This window comes from Bradyrhizobium ingae (genome assembly GCF_055791185.1).
Genome location: NZ_JBVUBB010000012.1, coordinates 170,642 through 186,102, shown reverse-complemented (window position 1 = coordinate 186,102; position 15,461 = coordinate 170,642). Strand labels below are relative to the sequence as shown.

Sequence of the window (15,461 nt, the reverse complement as noted above, 5' to 3'; positions counted from 1 at the left end):
CCCCCCCCCCCCCCCCCCCCCCCCCCCCCCCCCCCCCCCCCCCCCCCCCTAGTCGTCGGCAGCGTCAGATGTGTATAAGAGACAGCCAGCCACGCGGCCAAGCCGATCAGCGCCAGAACGACGATGAACGCTAAAATAAAGGTCAAAGGGCCTTGCATGCTTGTCCCCGGCAAATGGCGCTTGTCTCATGCGGCCAATGGTCGAAATCCATCCCGACCACAAGCCCGCGACGCCCCAGAAGTTCGATCCCTTAACACCCAACGGCAAGTTCTGCCGTCCCCCAGTTCTTAATAACCCATGAATCGTCCGATCCAAAACGACTTCTTGGGCTTTGTTCCGGAGCCAAGCAGTTGGGTTAACGAGGGTTTTGGAAACGTAGAATCCCGGGGGCGAAACCCGGCGTCTCAAGGAGGGACATCCGCCGCCGACATCTTAACCAGCCGTTAACCATACACGCGGCAAATTCTGCCTAGCTCCGGGCCTGATCCGGGGCAAGGAGCCGCAAGCCATGTCCATCAACGACCTCCCGGTGCTCTCGGCGCTTCGCACCAAGATGCAGTGGCACCAGGAACGCCAGCGCGTCCTGTCCGAGAACGTCTCCAATTCCGACACGCCCAACTTCCGGCCGCGCGACCTGGTCGAGCCCAAGTTCGACAAGACCGGCGCGGTCACCGGCTCGATGGGGCCGCTCGCGATGGCCCGGACCAGCGCCTCGCACATGACGCCCTCCGGCGCGCCGTCGAGCTTCGATCAGAACAAGAATGCGGGCTTCGAGACCCGCCCTGCAGGCAACGCCGTCAACCTCGAGGAGGAGATGATGAAGTCCGCCTCGAACCAGATGGATTACGCGGCCGCGACCTCGCTCTACTCCAAGAGCCTGCATCTGCTGAAGACGGCGATCGGCAAAGGCTAGAGCATGATCCGGAAAAGTGTGCAGCGGTCTTTCGACGAGATCATGCTCAAACAAAGAGCCTAGGGGAGGCCTATCGTGGCGAATGACAGCAGCGACTTTGCTCGTTCGATGGCAATTGCGACCTCCGGCCTGCGCGCCCAGGCCGGGCGCATGCGGGTGATCTCGGAGAACATCGCGAACGCGGACTCCACCGCCCAGAGTGCCGGCGGCGATCCCTACCGGCGCAAGGTGCCGACCTTCTCCTCCGCGCTCGACCGCACGCTGGACGCGCAGGTCGTCACGCTCGGCAAGATCAGGCCCGACCAGTCCAACTTTCGCGTCAAATACGAGCCGAACAATCCGGCTGCAGACGCGAGCGGCAACGTCAAATATCCGAATGTGAACTCGGTGGTCGAAATGACCGACATGCGCGATGCGCAGCGGTCCTATGAGGCCAATCTCAACATCATCAGTGCGACGCGCCGGATGATCCAGCGCACGCTCGACATCCTCAAGGCCTGAACAGGAGGCTCAAAGTCATGGCTTCACCGACGATTGCCGCCAACGCCTATGCCAACCTCGCGCGGGTGCTCGAAAACAGCGCCGCCGGCAAGGGATCCGAGACGAGCGGCCCGTCCTTCGCCGCGCTGCTCAAGGACTCCATCGGCAGCGTCATGGAGTCCGGCCGCAAATCCGATGCGCAGACCGTGGCCATGGCGAGCGGCAAGGCCAACGTGATGGACGTGGTAACCGCGGTAGCCGAAACCGACGTCGCCGTCTCGACGCTGGTGTCGGTGCGCGACCGCGTGATCCAGTCCTACGAAGACATCATGAAGATGGCGATCTGAGTTTCTCGCACTCGTCATTGCGAGCGCAGCGAAGCAATCCAGAATCTTACCGCGGATGCGTCTCTGGATTGCTTCGCTGCGCTCGCAATGACGGGAAGAGGGCGTGGCCTCCTCGCGATAGCGGGGGGAAGGCGAGTGTGGAATAGAGGATTTGTGCAATGACCGGACCTGAAACGCTTGACGTGGCCCGCGATGCGATCTGGACGATCGTGATCGTGTCGTCGCCGCCGATGGTGGTGGGGCTCGTGGTTGGTGTCGTGGTGTCGCTGTTCCAGGCGCTGACGCAGATCCAGGAGCAGACCCTGATCTACGTGCCGAAGATCCTCGCCATCTTCGCGACCATGCTGCTGGCATTACCCTTCATGGCCGACGCGCTCCATTCCCACATGCTGCGGATATCGTCGCGAATCATCGGCGGCTGAGGCAGTATGCGTGCACCATGCGCATCGACATCTCGCTGCTGCCGGCGCTCGCCGCGGCCTTCATGCTCGCCTTCGCCCGGGTCGGCGCGATGGTGATGCTGCTGCCGGGGCTCGGCGAGACCAATATTCCGACGCGCATCAAACTGTCGATCGCGCTGCTGCTCACGCTGATCATCCTGCCGCTTCATCGCAACGCCTACCATGTCGACATGGGTTCGATCGCCTCGCTCCTGGTGCTGATGCTGCATGAGATCGCCATCGGCATCGTGCTCGGCGCGACCGCACGCGTGACGCTCGCCGCCCTCCAGGTCGCCGGCGCCGTCATCGCGCAACAGATGGGGCTCGGCTTCGTCACCTCGGTCGATCCGACGCAGGGCCAGCAGGGCGTGCTGGTGGGCAACTTCCTGACCATGCTAGGCGTGACGCTGCTGTTCGCGACCGACAGCCATCATCTCGTGATCGCCGCCCTGAACGACAGCTACGCGATCTTCGCGCCCGGCGAGACGATGTCGAGCGGCGACGTCGCCTCGCTTGCGACGCGCGCCTTCGCCGCCGCCTTCCGCCTGGGACTTCAGCTCGCCGGGCCGTTCCTGGTGTTCGGTCTCGTCTTCAATATCGGGCTTGGCGTCCTGGCGCGGCTGATGCCGCAGATGCAGGTCTATTTCGTCGGCGTGCCGCTCTCGATCTTCGCCGGCTTCCTCGTGCTCGCCGTGGTGCTCACGGCGATGATGGGCACCTTCCTCGACTATTTCATCGGTGTGATGCACCAGATGATGCCGCTCAGGTAAGAGGGATCAATGGCGGACGACAACGATCCCGAGAGCCAAACAGAAGACCCGACACAAAAACGTCTCGACGAGGCGCTCGAGCGCGGCGACGTCGCCAAGAGCCAGGAGATCAACACCTGGTTCATGATCGCGGGCGGCACGCTCGTGTTCTCGACCTTCTCGGGCTCGGTCGGCGGAGGCCTGTTGATGCCGATGCGCAATTTGCTGGCGAATGCCTGGATGATCAGGACGGACGGCAAGAGCCTGATGGCGCTGATGCAACAGCTCGAATTCGCCGTCATCGCCGCGATCGGCGTGCCGCTGCTGATGCTGGTGCTCGCCGCGATCGCCGGCAACATGCTCCAGCACCGGCTGGTGTGGTCGGGCGAATCCCTGAAGCCGAAGCTCAGCAAGATCTCGCCCGGCGCCGGCTTCAAGCGCATCTTCGGCAAGCAGGCGGCGGCGAACTTCCTCAAGGGCATCGGCAAGCTGGTCGGGCTCGGCGCCGTCATGACCATGGTCCTGTGGCCGGAGCGGCATCGCGTTGAAGCCATGGTCAAGCTCGATCCGTCCGCAATGCTCGGCGTCACCACCAGCATGACCGTGCACCTGCTCGGCGCGGTGGTTGCCGCGCTCGCCGTCGTGGCGCTCGCCGACTACCTGTTCCAGTACCGAAGCTGGTTCCAGCGCCAGAAGATGTCGAAGCAGGAGATCAAGGAAGAGTTCAAGCAGTCCGAAGGCGACCCGCACATCAAGGGCAAGATCCGCCAGCTCCGCCATGCTCGCGCCAAGAAACGCATGATGGCGGCGGTTCCAAAGGCCTCCGTGGTCATCACCAACCCGACCCACTATTCGGTGGCGCTGTCCTACGAGCGCGGCATGCAGGCGCCGATCTGCGTCGCCAAGGGCGTCGACAATCTCGCCTTCAAGATCAGGGAGATCGCCGGCAAGCACGACATTCCGATCGTCGAGAACGTGCCGCTGGCGCGGGCGCTCTATGCCACCGTGGAAATCGACCAGGAAATCCCGGTCGAGCACTACCATGCTGTTGCCGAGGTCATCGGCTACGTCATGCGGCTGAAGCGCGGATTCGGCGCCGGACGGCAATAAAGCACCCGAAAAGTACCGGAAATGGCTGTAAACTGGGAATCAGCTTACGTTTCGCCCCTGCCGCCCTTGCGCCTGAAGGTCCGATTCAGGCAGGGAGGGCACGTTGCGCGCGGTTCGCGCGTTCTTTTTCCTGCCGACAGGCTGCGCTGACCTGGGATGACCGCCGAGACCGACCACAACCTGTCACGTGAGCCTGTTGCGGCGCATGAGCCGCCGCAGCGCTCGGGCAGCATCGCGCTGGTGTTCCTGGTGGCGGCGACGCTCGTGGCGGTGGCTGTCGGGCTGATGACGCTCGGCCGGACACAGGCGCAGCCCTATATCCTTGGCATCCTCGCCGTGCTGGCGATGGTCGGTCTGTTCAACCTGTTCGCCTTTGCAGCCGGCATCGTCCGCTTCGCCGACCGCAATCTCGACGATCCCATCATCGCCCGTATCTCCGATCATGCCTTTGACGGGCTCGCGGTGACCGATCCGCGCGGCCATGTCGTCTATTCCAACGCAGCCTATCTGACCATGACCGGCGCTTCCGGCCCGCAGGACGTGCGGCCCGTCGAGCGCGTCTTCATCGGCAATCCCGATGTGTCAGAGGCGGTGTTCCGCCTGCTGAAGGCCGCGCGCGAAGGCAAGCGGCAGCAGGAGGAGGTGCGCATCTCCGGCCATGACGGCAGCCAGGGACGCTGGCTGCGCATGCGGGTGCGTCCGCTCGGCACGGGCAAGCGCGAGGCCAGATATGCCGTGTGGTCGATCGCCGACATCACCCGCGACCGCGAGCGCCAGGAGGATGTATTCCAGGAGCTCCAGCATGCGATCGAATATCTCGATCACGCCCCCTGCGGCTTCTTCTCCGTCAATCCGGCCGGCGAGCTCGCTTACGTCAACGCAACGCTCGCCAACTGGCTCGACTATGATCTCGCCGAGATCGGCTCGGGCGGCCTCAAGCTCACCGACATCGTCTCCGGCGATGGCGCCTCGCTGCTGACGTCGATCGTGGCGGTGCCGGGCGAAGTCAAGACGGAAGTCTTCGACATCGACCTGCGCATGCGCACCGGCAGGACCATGCCGGTGCGGCTCTATCACAAGCTGGCCTTCGGGGCCGACGGCACGCCGGGCCCGTCGCGCACCCTCGTGATCAGCCGCGCCCGCGACGAGCGCAGCGATCCCGACCGCGCCGCCGAAGTGCGCTTCATGCGCTTCTTCGACCACACGCCGATGGCGATCGCCACCGTCGATCGCGGCGGCAATGTGGTGCGGGCGAATGCGCGTTACGCCAAGCTGGCGCAGGGCCTCGGCCTCGATAGCGCCGGCAGGTCGATCTTCCGCGCAATCAATTCGCGCGACCGGAACCTGCTGATCGCGGCGATCAACCGCGCCGCCGAAGGCCAGGCCGACGTCTCGCCGGTCGAGGTGGCGCTGGAAGGGGCCAAGGAGCGCTGGGGCCAGTTCTTCGTAACGCCGGTGGAGGAGGACGAGCGCGATACGGAAGCTGCGATCGTCTACATGCTCGAGACCACCGAGCGGCGCGCGCTGGAGAACCAGATCAACCAGTCGCAGAAGATGGAGACGGTCGGCCAACTCGCCGGCGGCATCGCCCACGACTTCAACAACGTGCTGTCCGCCATCATGATGGCGAACGACTTCCTGTTGAACGCGCACAAGCCGACCGATCCGTCGTTCCAGGACATCATGCAGATCAAGCAGAACGCGACGCGGGCTGCGACCCTGGTGCGACAGCTTCTCGCATTCTCGCGCCGCCAGACGCTGCGGCCGCAGGTGCTCGATCTCGGCGATGCGCTCTCCGATCTCACCATGCTGCTCCGCCGGCTGATCGGCGAGAAGGTGAAGCTCGATCTCGTCCACGGCCGCGACCTCTGGCCGGTCAAGGTCGACGTCTCCCAGTTCGAGCAGGTCATCGTGAATCTCGCCGTCAATGCACGCGATGCGATGCCCGACGGCGGCAAGCTGATCATTCGCACCGCCAACGTCGCCACGGACGAAGCGGGCAAGCTCGCCTATAAGGGCATGCCGGCGGCGGACTATGTGCGGATCGAGGTCGCCGACACCGGCACCGGCATCCCCGCCGACATCCGCGACAAGATCTTTGAGCCGTTCTTCTCGACCAAGGAGGTCGGGAAGGGCACGGGCCTCGGCCTGTCCACAGTCTACGGCATCGTCAAGCAGACCGGCGGCTTTATCTACGTGGATTCCGAGCCCGGTAAGGGTACCTCGTTCCACATCTTCCTGCCGCGGCATGATGCCGAACCCGAAGCGCAGGTCGAGACGCCGGTGGCCGGCACCGCCGCCCCGGCGAACGGCGCGGCCAAGGACGCGCCCGCTGCCGAAGCCAAGCCGCGAACCGACCTTACGGGCCAGGGTACCATCCTGCTCGTCGAGGACGAGGAGGGACTGCGCGCACTCAACGCGCGCGGCCTGCGCTCGCGCGGCTACACCGTGGTCGAGGCCGAGAACGGCGTCGAGGCCATGGAGGTGCTGGACGAGCAGAGCGGCGCGATCGATCTCGTCGTCTCCGACGTCGTGATGCCGGAGATGGACGGTCCGACGCTGCTGAAGGCGATGCGGGAGAAGAACCCCGACATCAAGTTCATCTTCGTCTCCGGCTATGCCGAGGATGCCTTCGAGAAGAGCCTGCCTGAAGGCCAGCAGTTCGACTTCCTGCCAAAGCCGTTCACGTTGAGCCAGCTCGTCGCCGCCGTGAAGGAGACGATGAAGGCTGGGTGAGGCGTTGTTGGTGAGGATCGGGCGATATGTTGCCGCATACTCGGTGTCGTCCTGGCGAAGGCTAGGACCCAACCGCGTGATCTATCGATAGGACCTCCGGGGCGAGTACCGTCCGCCTAACCAAATCCTGGGGTAATGGGCCCTGGCTTTCGCCAGGACGATCTCAGGGAGGGTTCGCAAATGACAGGTAATTCCGCACCGACCCGCGACTGAGGGCCGCAGCCGCAGGTCCCGAAACCGGCTTCACTTTTGAGTTCCACTGACCATCTTAATGGCACTTCCCCATGCCGGGGATTTGGGAAACGCACATGAATTTCTCGTTACGCAGCCGCAGTCTCGTGAAGACGCTGGCCGTCGTGCTGGCGCTGGCGCTGCCGACCGCGCTCGCGATTACCTCCGCCGACGCGCGCGTAGGTGGTGGCTTCTCGTCGGGCTCGCGCGGTTCGCGAACCTTCTCCGCGCCGCCGTCGACCTCGACCGCGCCGGGCACGGCCACACCCTTCAACCGCACCTATAGCCAGCCGGGCGCGAACTCGACCGCGCCGATGGGCGGCGGCTTGTTCAATCGCCCGGGCGGCAGCATGCTGCGCGGCCTCGCGGCAGGCTTCATCGGCGCCGGCCTGTTCGGCCTGTTGTTCGGCGGCGGCCTGTTCGGTGGCCTCGGCGGCCTGTCGTCGATCCTCGGCCTGATCATCCAGATCGTGCTGGTCGTGTTCCTGGTGCGGATGGCGATGTCCTGGTGGCAGCGCCGGCACACGCCGCAGACGGCTTATGCCGGAGCGGGCGCAGGCAGCGGACCGCAGCCGAGCTATCGCAGCGGCCTTGGTTTCGGGCTCGGCGCCAACAACGCGCCGCTGGAGATCCAGCCGGCCGATTACGAGACCTTCGAGCGTCTGCTCGGAGATATCCAGGCCGCCTGGTCGAGCGAGGATGTTGCAAAGCTGCATACGCTCGCGACGCCGGAAATGGTCGCCTATTTCGAAAAGGATCTGGCGGAGAACCGCGCCCGCAACGTCGCCAACAAGGTCTCCAACGTAAAGCTTCTGCAGGGCGACCTGGCGGAAGCCTGGCGCGAGGACGTGACCGACTATGCCACTGTCGCGATGCGCTTTTCGTTGACCGACAAGACGGTCGATCGCAATACCGGCGCGATCGTCGCCGGCGGCGAGCAGCCGAGCGAAGTCACTGAGGTCTGGACCTTCGCCCGCCGGCCCGGCAGCAACTGGGAACTGTCGGCGATCCAGCAGACCAACTGACCGGTTTGCAAATCAGGGAACAAGGGCGTCGTGCTCCTGCACGGCGCCCTTTTTGTTTGAACACTTCACGTCACGGTGGCGGAATAATGCGGCGCGCGTCGGGTTCGAGTCAGGCGGCGACCAAAAAAACAATCACAACCGGAGGAAGCGATGACCCGTTTCGAGAGACCGACGACACTCCCAAGCCTCGCGCTCGCCGTGGCTGCGCTGGCCTTGCTCGCGGCACCGTCCGCGCTGGCGCAATCGGCGAACATGACCTTCTTCGTCGCCTCCAGCGGCCCCGGCAAGGGCGCCGATCTCGGCGGCATCGACGGCGCAGACGCGCAATGCCAGAAGCTCGCGCAGTCCGTCGGCGCCGGCAGCAAGACCTGGCATGCGTATCTCTCGACACAGGCCGCCGACGGCAAGCCGGCTGTCAACGCGCGCGACCGCATCGGCAAGGGGCCGTGGCAGAATGTGAAGGGCGTCGTGATCGCCAAGGATGTCGCCGATCTGCACAGCCCCGCCAACAATCTCACCAAGCAGACCGCTCTGAACGAGAAGGGCGAGGGGATCAACGGCGTCGGCGACCAGCCGAACCGGCATGATGTCCTCACGGGATCGCAACCCGACGGCACCGCTTTTGCCGGTCCGGATGATCGCACCTGCAAGAACTGGACGTCGAGCACGCAAGGCGCCGCGATGGTCGGCCATCTCGATCGCCGGGGCCTGCGCGACGACGAGCCCTCGAAATCCTGGAACAGCTCGCATCCTTCGCGCGGACCGGACGGCGGCTGCTCGCAGGCCGACCTGAAGAGCACCGGCGGCGACGGGCTGCTCTACTGCTTCGCGGCGAATTGAGGCGAAAGCGGCTCTCTCTCTCTTCATCGTCATTGCGAGGAGCGACTTGTCCGCCGTAGCTCGAAGAGCGAAGGCGGAAGCGACGAAGAAATCCAGACTTTCTCCGAGTTGGGATTCTAGATTGCTTCGCGGAGCCTGTCATCGGGCCGCGCTACGCACGCACCCGGTGGCTCGCAATGACGGTATGTGTCCCGCAGGATTCCGTCTGGCAACGACGGAACCTGCGTCGCATGCTAGGCTTGTCCCGACGCGCTTCTCCAAGGACTGCCCCTCATGAAATACGAGCTCTATTACTGGCCCGAGATCCAGGGCCGCGGTGAATATGTGCGGCTTGCGCTGGAGGAAGCGAAGGCGGCCTATGTCGATGTGGCGCGCGGGCCGCGCGGCACCGCGGCAATGATGAAGATGATGGATGCGCAGGGCGGAACGCCGCCCTTTGCGCCGCCGTTCCTGAAAGCCGGCAAGCTCATCATCGGCCAGACCGCCAACATCCTGCTTTACCTGGGCAGCCGCCACGGCCTCGCGCCAAAGACCGTGGCCGGCAGATTGTGGGTGCATCAGCTCCAGCTCACGATCGCCGATTTCGTGCTTGAGATCCACGACACCCATCATCCGCTCGGGCCGTCGCTCTATTACGAGGATGCACGGCCGGCAGCGAAGAAGCGCACGGCTGGATTCTGGAAGGAGCGCGTGCCGAAATATCTCGGCTATTTCGAGCAGCTTCTCGATGCCAATGGTGGCGTCTACGTCACCGGCCGTCGGCTGACCTACGTCGATCTCTCGCTGTTCCAGATCGTCGACGGCATGCGCTACGCGTTTCCGAAACGCATGCGCGCTTTTGAGAAGGAGATCCCCGGCCTCGTCGCGTTGCGCGACCGCGTCGCGGCGCGTCCGAACATCAAGGCCTATCTCGCAAGCGAGCGCCGCATTCCCTTCAACGAGCAGGGCATCTTCCGCCGCTACAAGGAGCTCGACGCTTAAGCTACCAGACGCCGGGCAGCAGCCGATGGCGCACGCGCAGCGCATAGTCGGCATAGCCGGGCAGGCCCTGGATCAGCGTGCGCTCCTCGATGCGGATGCGGATCGCAAGCAAGGCGACGAACACCGGCAGCATCGCGACGCCCCACCATGAGCCGACCAGCAGCGGCACCCCCAGGAAGAACAGCACCATGCCGCTGTACATGGGATGCCGCACATAGGCGTAAGGTCCGGTCGAGACCACGTGCTGCGCGCGCTCGGTTTGCAGCTTCACCACGGGCGCGGCGAACGAGTTCTCGCGAAACACCCATAGCGTGAAGGCTGTCGAGGCGAGGTACAGCACCAGGCCGAGCACTTGCAAGGCGAGCGGCATGTCGGAGGCGCGGTAACGTCGCTCCAACCCCATCGCGACCAGCCAGACAAGCATCGCCACGATGAACGTGGCCATGAAGACCTTGTCTGCGGCCGGCTGATCCTTCTGGATGACGGGTCTGAGGCGTTCCGCAAGCAGTGCCGGATCGAGCCGGTACAGCCACCAGCCGCAGAGCGGGCCGAGCAGGGCGGAGGTGATCAGCCACACCCACAGGGAGGGCCAGTCCAGCGTGCCGGCGGACGCGAACAGTAGCGCGCCCATCGCGACGACAACGATCGTGTTCTGCAAGAGCAGTCTTGCGATCATACGCGTTTCCCGCAATTCGCGCATGATGCTAGCGCCGCTATCTGGCAAAGATGCGGCCTGAAGGCGGGCGAGAGCCGGGGTTAGAGCATGATCCGGAACGTGTCTGCGCGGAGATCTTGCTCAAGCAACAACCTAAAGCGCGTCGCGCTTCAGGCGTACTGATCGATCCGCGTGCCCTGGCCCGGCGGCAGCGGCGGAGCCGGCGGCGGCTGATAGCTGGAATCGGAATCTTTGGCCTTGGTCTGGTCGTCCTGCTGCTTGGTCGTGTCGTTGTTCGGCACCACGATCGCGATCGGAGGCGGCGTAACGCTGGAAACACTCATCCGCAAATCCTCACAGATAGAAACACGCGACCATGACCCGCGGGAGCCAAAACTTCCGTGAAGCAGATCGTTAAAATGCGAGGGAATCCTGGGCGCGCTTGCGCTTCCCGCTCACTCGTCCCTCGGCCGCGTGATCGCGATCGAGGCTTCGGTCTTGGTGCGCGTGCACTCCATGTTCAGCCGCTTGTAGCGCATCGACACTTTGTCGCCGCGCAAAATGCCCATGCGCTTGAGGCAGCGCGTCGCGCCGGTCGTGGTGTCGTCCTTCGGCAGCGTGAAGATGATCGCGGCCGCCGAGGCGACCAGATCGTAGAACTGCGGCGTCGGCCGCCGGTCGCCCTTGGCATAGAGCTCGTTGGAATAGGTCTGCCCCTGTGCGCGACAGCCGAGCGACAATTCCTTCGCCGCCGGGTGGTTGAGGTAGATGATGTTGGCGGCCTTGAAGTTGACCTTCAGCCCGTCGATGCCGTTTCCGAGCTGCTTTGCAATGTCGTCGCACTGGTCCGCGCGCGCAGGCGAGGCGACGGCGGCAAGGCCGGTGATTGCGGCGGCGGCCAGAATCGCGCCGCGAACGTTCAAGTTCAATGTCATGATGAAAAGCCCCTTCCGGGGCGCATTCAAGCGTCGGCGGGACCGAAGTGCAAGGGCGTAACCCGGCGTGGTTGTGCAGAGCCGATCGATCCTGACTGCCGAACGACAGCGGTCGGAACGACCGGTCCGGGACCGCAAATAGGGATGGCCGGACGGCACAGAGCTCCCTTCCTTTTACCCCCAAAATGCGCTTAGAACGCTTCCATGCCAGGGGCCTGCAAGAGGGCTCCGAAAACCCGAGATCGCCCCCATGAACGCTCCCACCGCCTTTCCCGACCAGTCCCAGCCCGTTCCGCCCTACAAGCACACCCCGCTGTTTCCGCTGGGCAAGGACGAGACGCCCTACAAGAAGATTTCCAGCGAGGGCGTGCGGGTCGAAAAGGTCCTCGGCAAGGACATGCTGGTGGTGTCGCGCGAGGCGCTGCGGGCGCTTTCGGAGGCGGCCTTCGGCGAGATCAACCACTATTTGCGGCCGGGGCATCTGAGGCAGCTTCGCGCGATCCTGGAAGACGGCGAGGCCAGCCCGAACGACAAGTTCGTCGCGCTCGACTTCCTGAAGAACGCCAACATCGCCGCCGGCGGCGTCCTGCCGATGTGCCAGGACACCGGCACCGCGATCATCATGGGCAAGAAGGGCTGCAACGTCATCACCGACGGCGAGGACGAGGCGGCGCTGTCGGAAGGCGCGCGTGATGCGTATCTCCGCCGCAACCTGCGCTACTCGCAGGTCGCACCGCTGTCGATGTACGAGGAGAAGAACACCGCCAACAACATGCCGGCGCAGTGCGAGATCTACGCCGAGGGCGATGACGCCTATAAGTTCATGTTCATGGCGAAGGGCGGCGGCAGCGCCAACAAGAGTTTTCTTTTCCAGGCAACACCCTCGGTGCTGACCAAGGATCGGCTGCTCGCCTTCCTGAAGGAAAAGGTGTTGACGCTAGGCACTGCGGCGTGTCCGCCCTATCACCTCGCGATCGTGATCGGCGGCACCTCGGCCGAGCTCTGCATGAAGACGGTGAAGCTCGCCTCCGCGCGCTATCTCGACGCGCTCCCGACCCACGGCTCGCCCGACGGCAATGCCTTCCGCGACGTCGAGATGGAGCAGGAGATCCACAAGATGACGCAGTCGCTCGGCGTCGGCGCGCAGTTCGGCGGAAAATATTTCTGCCACGACGTGCGCGTGATCCGCATGCCGCGCCATGGCGCCTCGCTCCCGATCGGGTTAGGCGTGTCGTGCTCGGCCGACCGTCAGGTGCTCGGCAAAATCACGAAGGACGGCATCTATCTCGAGGAGCTCGAGCACAATCCGGCGCAGTACCTGCCGCAGGTCGAGCAGACCCTTGGCGGCGAAGTCGTCAAGATCGACCTCAATCAGCCGATGAAGGACATTCTGGCGACGTTCGCGAAATACCCGATCAAGACGCGGGTCTCGATGACCGGCACCATGATCGTGGCGCGCGACTCGGCGCACGCCAAGCTGCGCGAGCGGCTGGAGAAGGGCGAGCCGCTTCCGGATTATTTCAAGAACCACCCTGTCTATTACGCTGGTCCTGCCAAAACGCCTGAGGGCTACGCCTCCGGCGCGTTCGGGCCGACCACCGCGGGCCGCATGGACTCCTTCGTCGACCAGTTCCAGGCCGCTGGCGGCTCGATGGTGATGGTGGCGAAGGGCAACCGCGCGCCGGCCGTGCGGGAGGCGTGCAAGAAGTATGGCGGCTTCTATCTCGGCTCGATCGGCGGTGCCGCGGCGAACCTTGCCGAGCACTGCATCAAGAAGGTCGAGGTGCTCGAATATCCCGAGCTTGGGATGGAAGCGATCTGGCGCATCGAAGTGGTCGATTTCCCGGCGTTCATCATCATCGACGACAAGGGCAACGACTTCTTCAAGGAGTTGAACCTCGGCTAGCGCGCGTCCTCGCAGGAGCTCGCAAGGCATCCTGATCAAGTCGCCACGCGTGCGGCCGCGCCGTCGGCCGTGCGCGCGGCTTCGATTCGTTCGGCCGGACCAGTTCTGCCTGAACCAACCAGGCTCCGCCTGAACCAAACAAGGCTATTCATCCCGTGTCATTCCCGACAACAAGTCCGCCGCTCGCTCGCGCTCTCGCCGAACGCAATTACGACCAGCCGACGCCTGTGCAGATCGCCGTGCTCGCGGACGAAGCTGTCGACCGCGATTTGCTCGTGTCCGCGCAGACGGGCTCAGGCAAGACAATCGCCTACGGGCTCGCCATTGCCAAGAATCTGCTCGGCAGCCAGGAGCGCTTCGAGCGGGCTGCCGCACCGCTTGCCTTGATCGTCGCGCCGACCCGCGAACTCGCCTTGCAGGTCCATCGCGAGCTTGCATGGCTCTATCAACATGCGGATGGGCGCGTCGTCTCCTGCGTCGGCGGCATGGATCCGCGCCGCGAACAGCGCGAGCTTGCCGCCGGCGCTCACATCGTGGTCGGGACGCCCGGCCGACTGAGCGATCACTTGCGGCGCGGCCATCTCGACATCTCGGAATTGAGGACTGTCGTTCTCGACGAGGCCGACGAGATGCTCAATCTGGGTTTTCGCGAGGATATGGAGTTCATTCTCGAGACCACGCCGGACACACGCCGCACCCTGTTGTTCTCGGCGACCTTTCCGCGTGGCATCGTTGCGCTGGCAAAGCAGTACCAGCAACAGGCGTTTCGGATCGAGGTCGCCGGCGATGAAGGCGGGCATGCGGACATCGAGTACCGCGCCATCCGGATTGCCCCTGGCGATGTCGAGCACGCGGTCGTCAATGTCTTGCGTTTTTTCGAGTCGCCGAGCGCGCTTGTGTTCTGCAACACGCGGGATGCCGTCAGGCATTTGCAGGCGGCGCTGCTCGAGCGCGGTTTTTCCGTGGTCGCGCTCTCCGGCGAGTTGACGCAGAACGAGCGAACCCAGGCGCTGCAGGCGTTGCGGGATGGTCGTTCCCGTGTCTGCGTGGCCACCGACGTGGCGGCGCGCGGCATCGATCTGCCGAGCCTCGACCTCGTCATTCACGCGGATCTGCCGAACGATGCGGAGGTCATGCAGCATCGCTCGGGCCGCACCGGCCGTGCGGGCCGGAAGGGTGTCAGCGTCCTGCTGGTGCCGCCCGCAAGACGACGGCGCGCGGAGCTGCTGCTGAATCTGTCCGGTACAGACGCCGTCTGGACCACAGCTCCCCAGGCGGACGAGATCCGCAAGCTCGATCACGAACGCATGCTGAAGGATGCGGTATTCACCGAGGAGACGACCCCCGACGATCTGGTGCTGGCGCGGGCCCTGCTTGCGGAACGGTCGCCCGAGGATATCGCCGCGGCGCTCGCGCGTCTCTATCGCGCGCGGCTTCCTTCGCCCGAAGACATTCTTGATCCCGGCGAGGATCGCGGCCGGGCGCGCGACGGGCGCGGTCGAGACAACGCGAGAGCCTCGCGCGACGACGACCGTTCCGCCGGGCCCCGCTCGAAGGCTGGAAAATCATCGTCGCGTCACGGCATGGCGGAGGCCAGCGTCTGGTTTCGCGCCGCCATTGGACGGCGAAAGAACGCGGAGGCGCGCTGGCTTTTGCCGATGATTTGCCGTCGGGGCGGTATCGATAAGCGTGACATCGGCGCCATCCGGATCATGGACACCACCACCGAGTTCGAGATTTCCGAGCGGGTCGCCGAATCCTTCGCCGTCAAGATTCGCCGTCCGGACAAGGAAGACAGCATACGCATCGAGCCGATGGCAGGTGCTCCCCAAGCTCAGGCGCCTTCGGACAAGCGCGGACCTCGGCGCGAAGCCGACGACACCGATCACGGCGCTCGTCGCCGCGACGAGTCCCGTGATCCGACAACAGGCAAGCAGCGCAGCAAGTCGCGCGCCGATGGCGGATCGAAATTCGCGGGCGATCCGGGGTTCGGCCAGACCAAGAAGAAGCACCGGAGCAAGTCCGGTCACACCAGCCAACCGTACCAGGCAAGTGAATGGCCTGCGAAGGGTGCTCGCGGAAAGAAGGCCAAAAAGGATCGCCGCGGTTGATC

15 protein-coding genes are annotated in these 15,461 nt (G+C 64.5%); 12 read left to right on the top strand and 3 right to left on the bottom strand.

Translation table 11 applies throughout. From position 1 onward, the window contains the following. The first annotated feature begins 508 nt into the window (after positions 1-508). The 10 genes from flgB to ACV1FX_RS19830 all read left to right on the top strand — a co-directional run bounded on the left by flgB (position 509) and on the right by ACV1FX_RS19830 (position 9,852). Complete coding sequence (gene flgB, locus ACV1FX_RS19875; protein ID WP_473119239.1) at positions 509-913, top strand: flagellar basal body rod protein FlgB; 405 nt, start codon at positions 509-511, stop codon at positions 911-913. 75 nt (positions 914-988) lie between these two features. Continuing rightward, positions 989-1,414, top strand: a complete 426-nt coding sequence (gene flgC, locus ACV1FX_RS19870; protein WP_473119238.1) for a flagellar basal body rod protein FlgC — start codon at positions 989-991, stop codon at positions 1,412-1,414. A 17-nt stretch (positions 1,415-1,431) separates the two neighbouring features. Beyond that, positions 1,432-1,740 (top strand): flagellar hook-basal body complex protein FliE, encoded by a 309-nt coding sequence (fliE, locus tag ACV1FX_RS19865; RefSeq protein ID WP_473119237.1) that lies wholly within the window; start codon positions 1,432-1,434, stop codon positions 1,738-1,740. Between the two features lie 158 nt (positions 1,741-1,898). Further along, positions 1,899-2,162, top strand: coding sequence for a flagellar biosynthesis protein FliQ (gene fliQ, locus ACV1FX_RS19860; protein ID WP_473119236.1), 264 nt, complete (start codon positions 1,899-1,901; stop codon positions 2,160-2,162). A 17-nt stretch (positions 2,163-2,179) separates the two neighbouring features. Then, the gene (fliR, locus tag ACV1FX_RS19855; protein WP_473119235.1) at positions 2,180-2,950 is read left to right on the top strand and encodes a flagellar biosynthetic protein FliR; all 771 of its coding nucleotides are present in this window, start codon (positions 2,180-2,182) and stop codon (positions 2,948-2,950) included. Between the two features lie 9 nt (positions 2,951-2,959). Next, a complete protein-coding gene (flhB, locus tag ACV1FX_RS19850) occupies positions 2,960-4,039 on the top strand; it encodes a flagellar biosynthesis protein FlhB (RefSeq protein WP_473119234.1) in 1,080 nt (359 codons plus the stop codon). 156 nt (positions 4,040-4,195) lie between these two features. Further along, the gene (cckA, locus tag ACV1FX_RS19845; protein WP_473119233.1) at positions 4,196-6,775 is read left to right on the top strand and encodes a cell cycle histidine kinase CckA; all 2,580 of its coding nucleotides are present in this window, start codon (positions 4,196-4,198) and stop codon (positions 6,773-6,775) included. 284 nt (positions 6,776-7,059) lie between these two features. Next, positions 7,060-8,031, top strand: a complete 972-nt coding sequence (locus ACV1FX_RS19840; RefSeq protein WP_473119232.1) for a Tim44 domain-containing protein — start codon at positions 7,060-7,062, stop codon at positions 8,029-8,031. Between the two features lie 150 nt (positions 8,032-8,181). Further along, a complete protein-coding gene (locus tag ACV1FX_RS19835) occupies positions 8,182-8,871 on the top strand; it encodes a lectin (RefSeq protein ID WP_473119231.1) in 690 nt (229 codons plus the stop codon). Positions 8,872-9,144: 273 nt separating this feature from the next. Further along, positions 9,145-9,852, top strand: coding sequence for a glutathione S-transferase (locus ACV1FX_RS19830; protein WP_473119230.1), 708 nt, complete (start codon positions 9,145-9,147; stop codon positions 9,850-9,852). A gap of 1 nt (position 9,853) precedes the next feature. On the opposite strand, the gene ACV1FX_RS19825 is transcribed toward ACV1FX_RS19830, so the two are convergent. The 3 genes from ACV1FX_RS19825 to ACV1FX_RS19815 form a co-directional block, all read right to left on the bottom strand. Continuing rightward, complete coding sequence (locus ACV1FX_RS19825) at positions 9,854-10,528, bottom strand: methyltransferase family protein (RefSeq protein WP_473119229.1); 675 nt, start codon at positions 10,526-10,528, stop codon at positions 9,854-9,856. A 149-nt stretch (positions 10,529-10,677) separates the two neighbouring features. Continuing rightward, positions 10,678-10,851 (bottom strand): hypothetical protein, encoded by a 174-nt coding sequence (locus tag ACV1FX_RS19820; protein ID WP_473119228.1) that lies wholly within the window; start codon positions 10,849-10,851, stop codon positions 10,678-10,680. A 111-nt stretch (positions 10,852-10,962) separates the two neighbouring features. Further along, positions 10,963-11,442, bottom strand: coding sequence for a hypothetical protein (locus ACV1FX_RS19815; protein WP_473119227.1), 480 nt, complete (start codon positions 11,440-11,442; stop codon positions 10,963-10,965). Positions 11,443-11,692: 250 nt separating this feature from the next. Here ACV1FX_RS19815 and ACV1FX_RS19810 point away from each other — a divergent pair, with 250 nt between their 5' ends. Together ACV1FX_RS19810 and ACV1FX_RS19805 are read left to right on the top strand one after the other, a co-directional pair. Next, entirely contained in the window at positions 11,693-13,348 is a 1,656-nt protein-coding gene (locus tag ACV1FX_RS19810) for a fumarate hydratase (RefSeq protein ID WP_473119226.1), read from the top strand. Positions 13,349-13,503: 155 nt separating this feature from the next. Beyond that, entirely contained in the window at positions 13,504-15,459 is a 1,956-nt protein-coding gene (locus ACV1FX_RS19805) for a DEAD/DEAH box helicase (protein ID WP_473119225.1), read from the top strand. Positions 15,460-15,461: the final 2 nt, after the last annotated feature.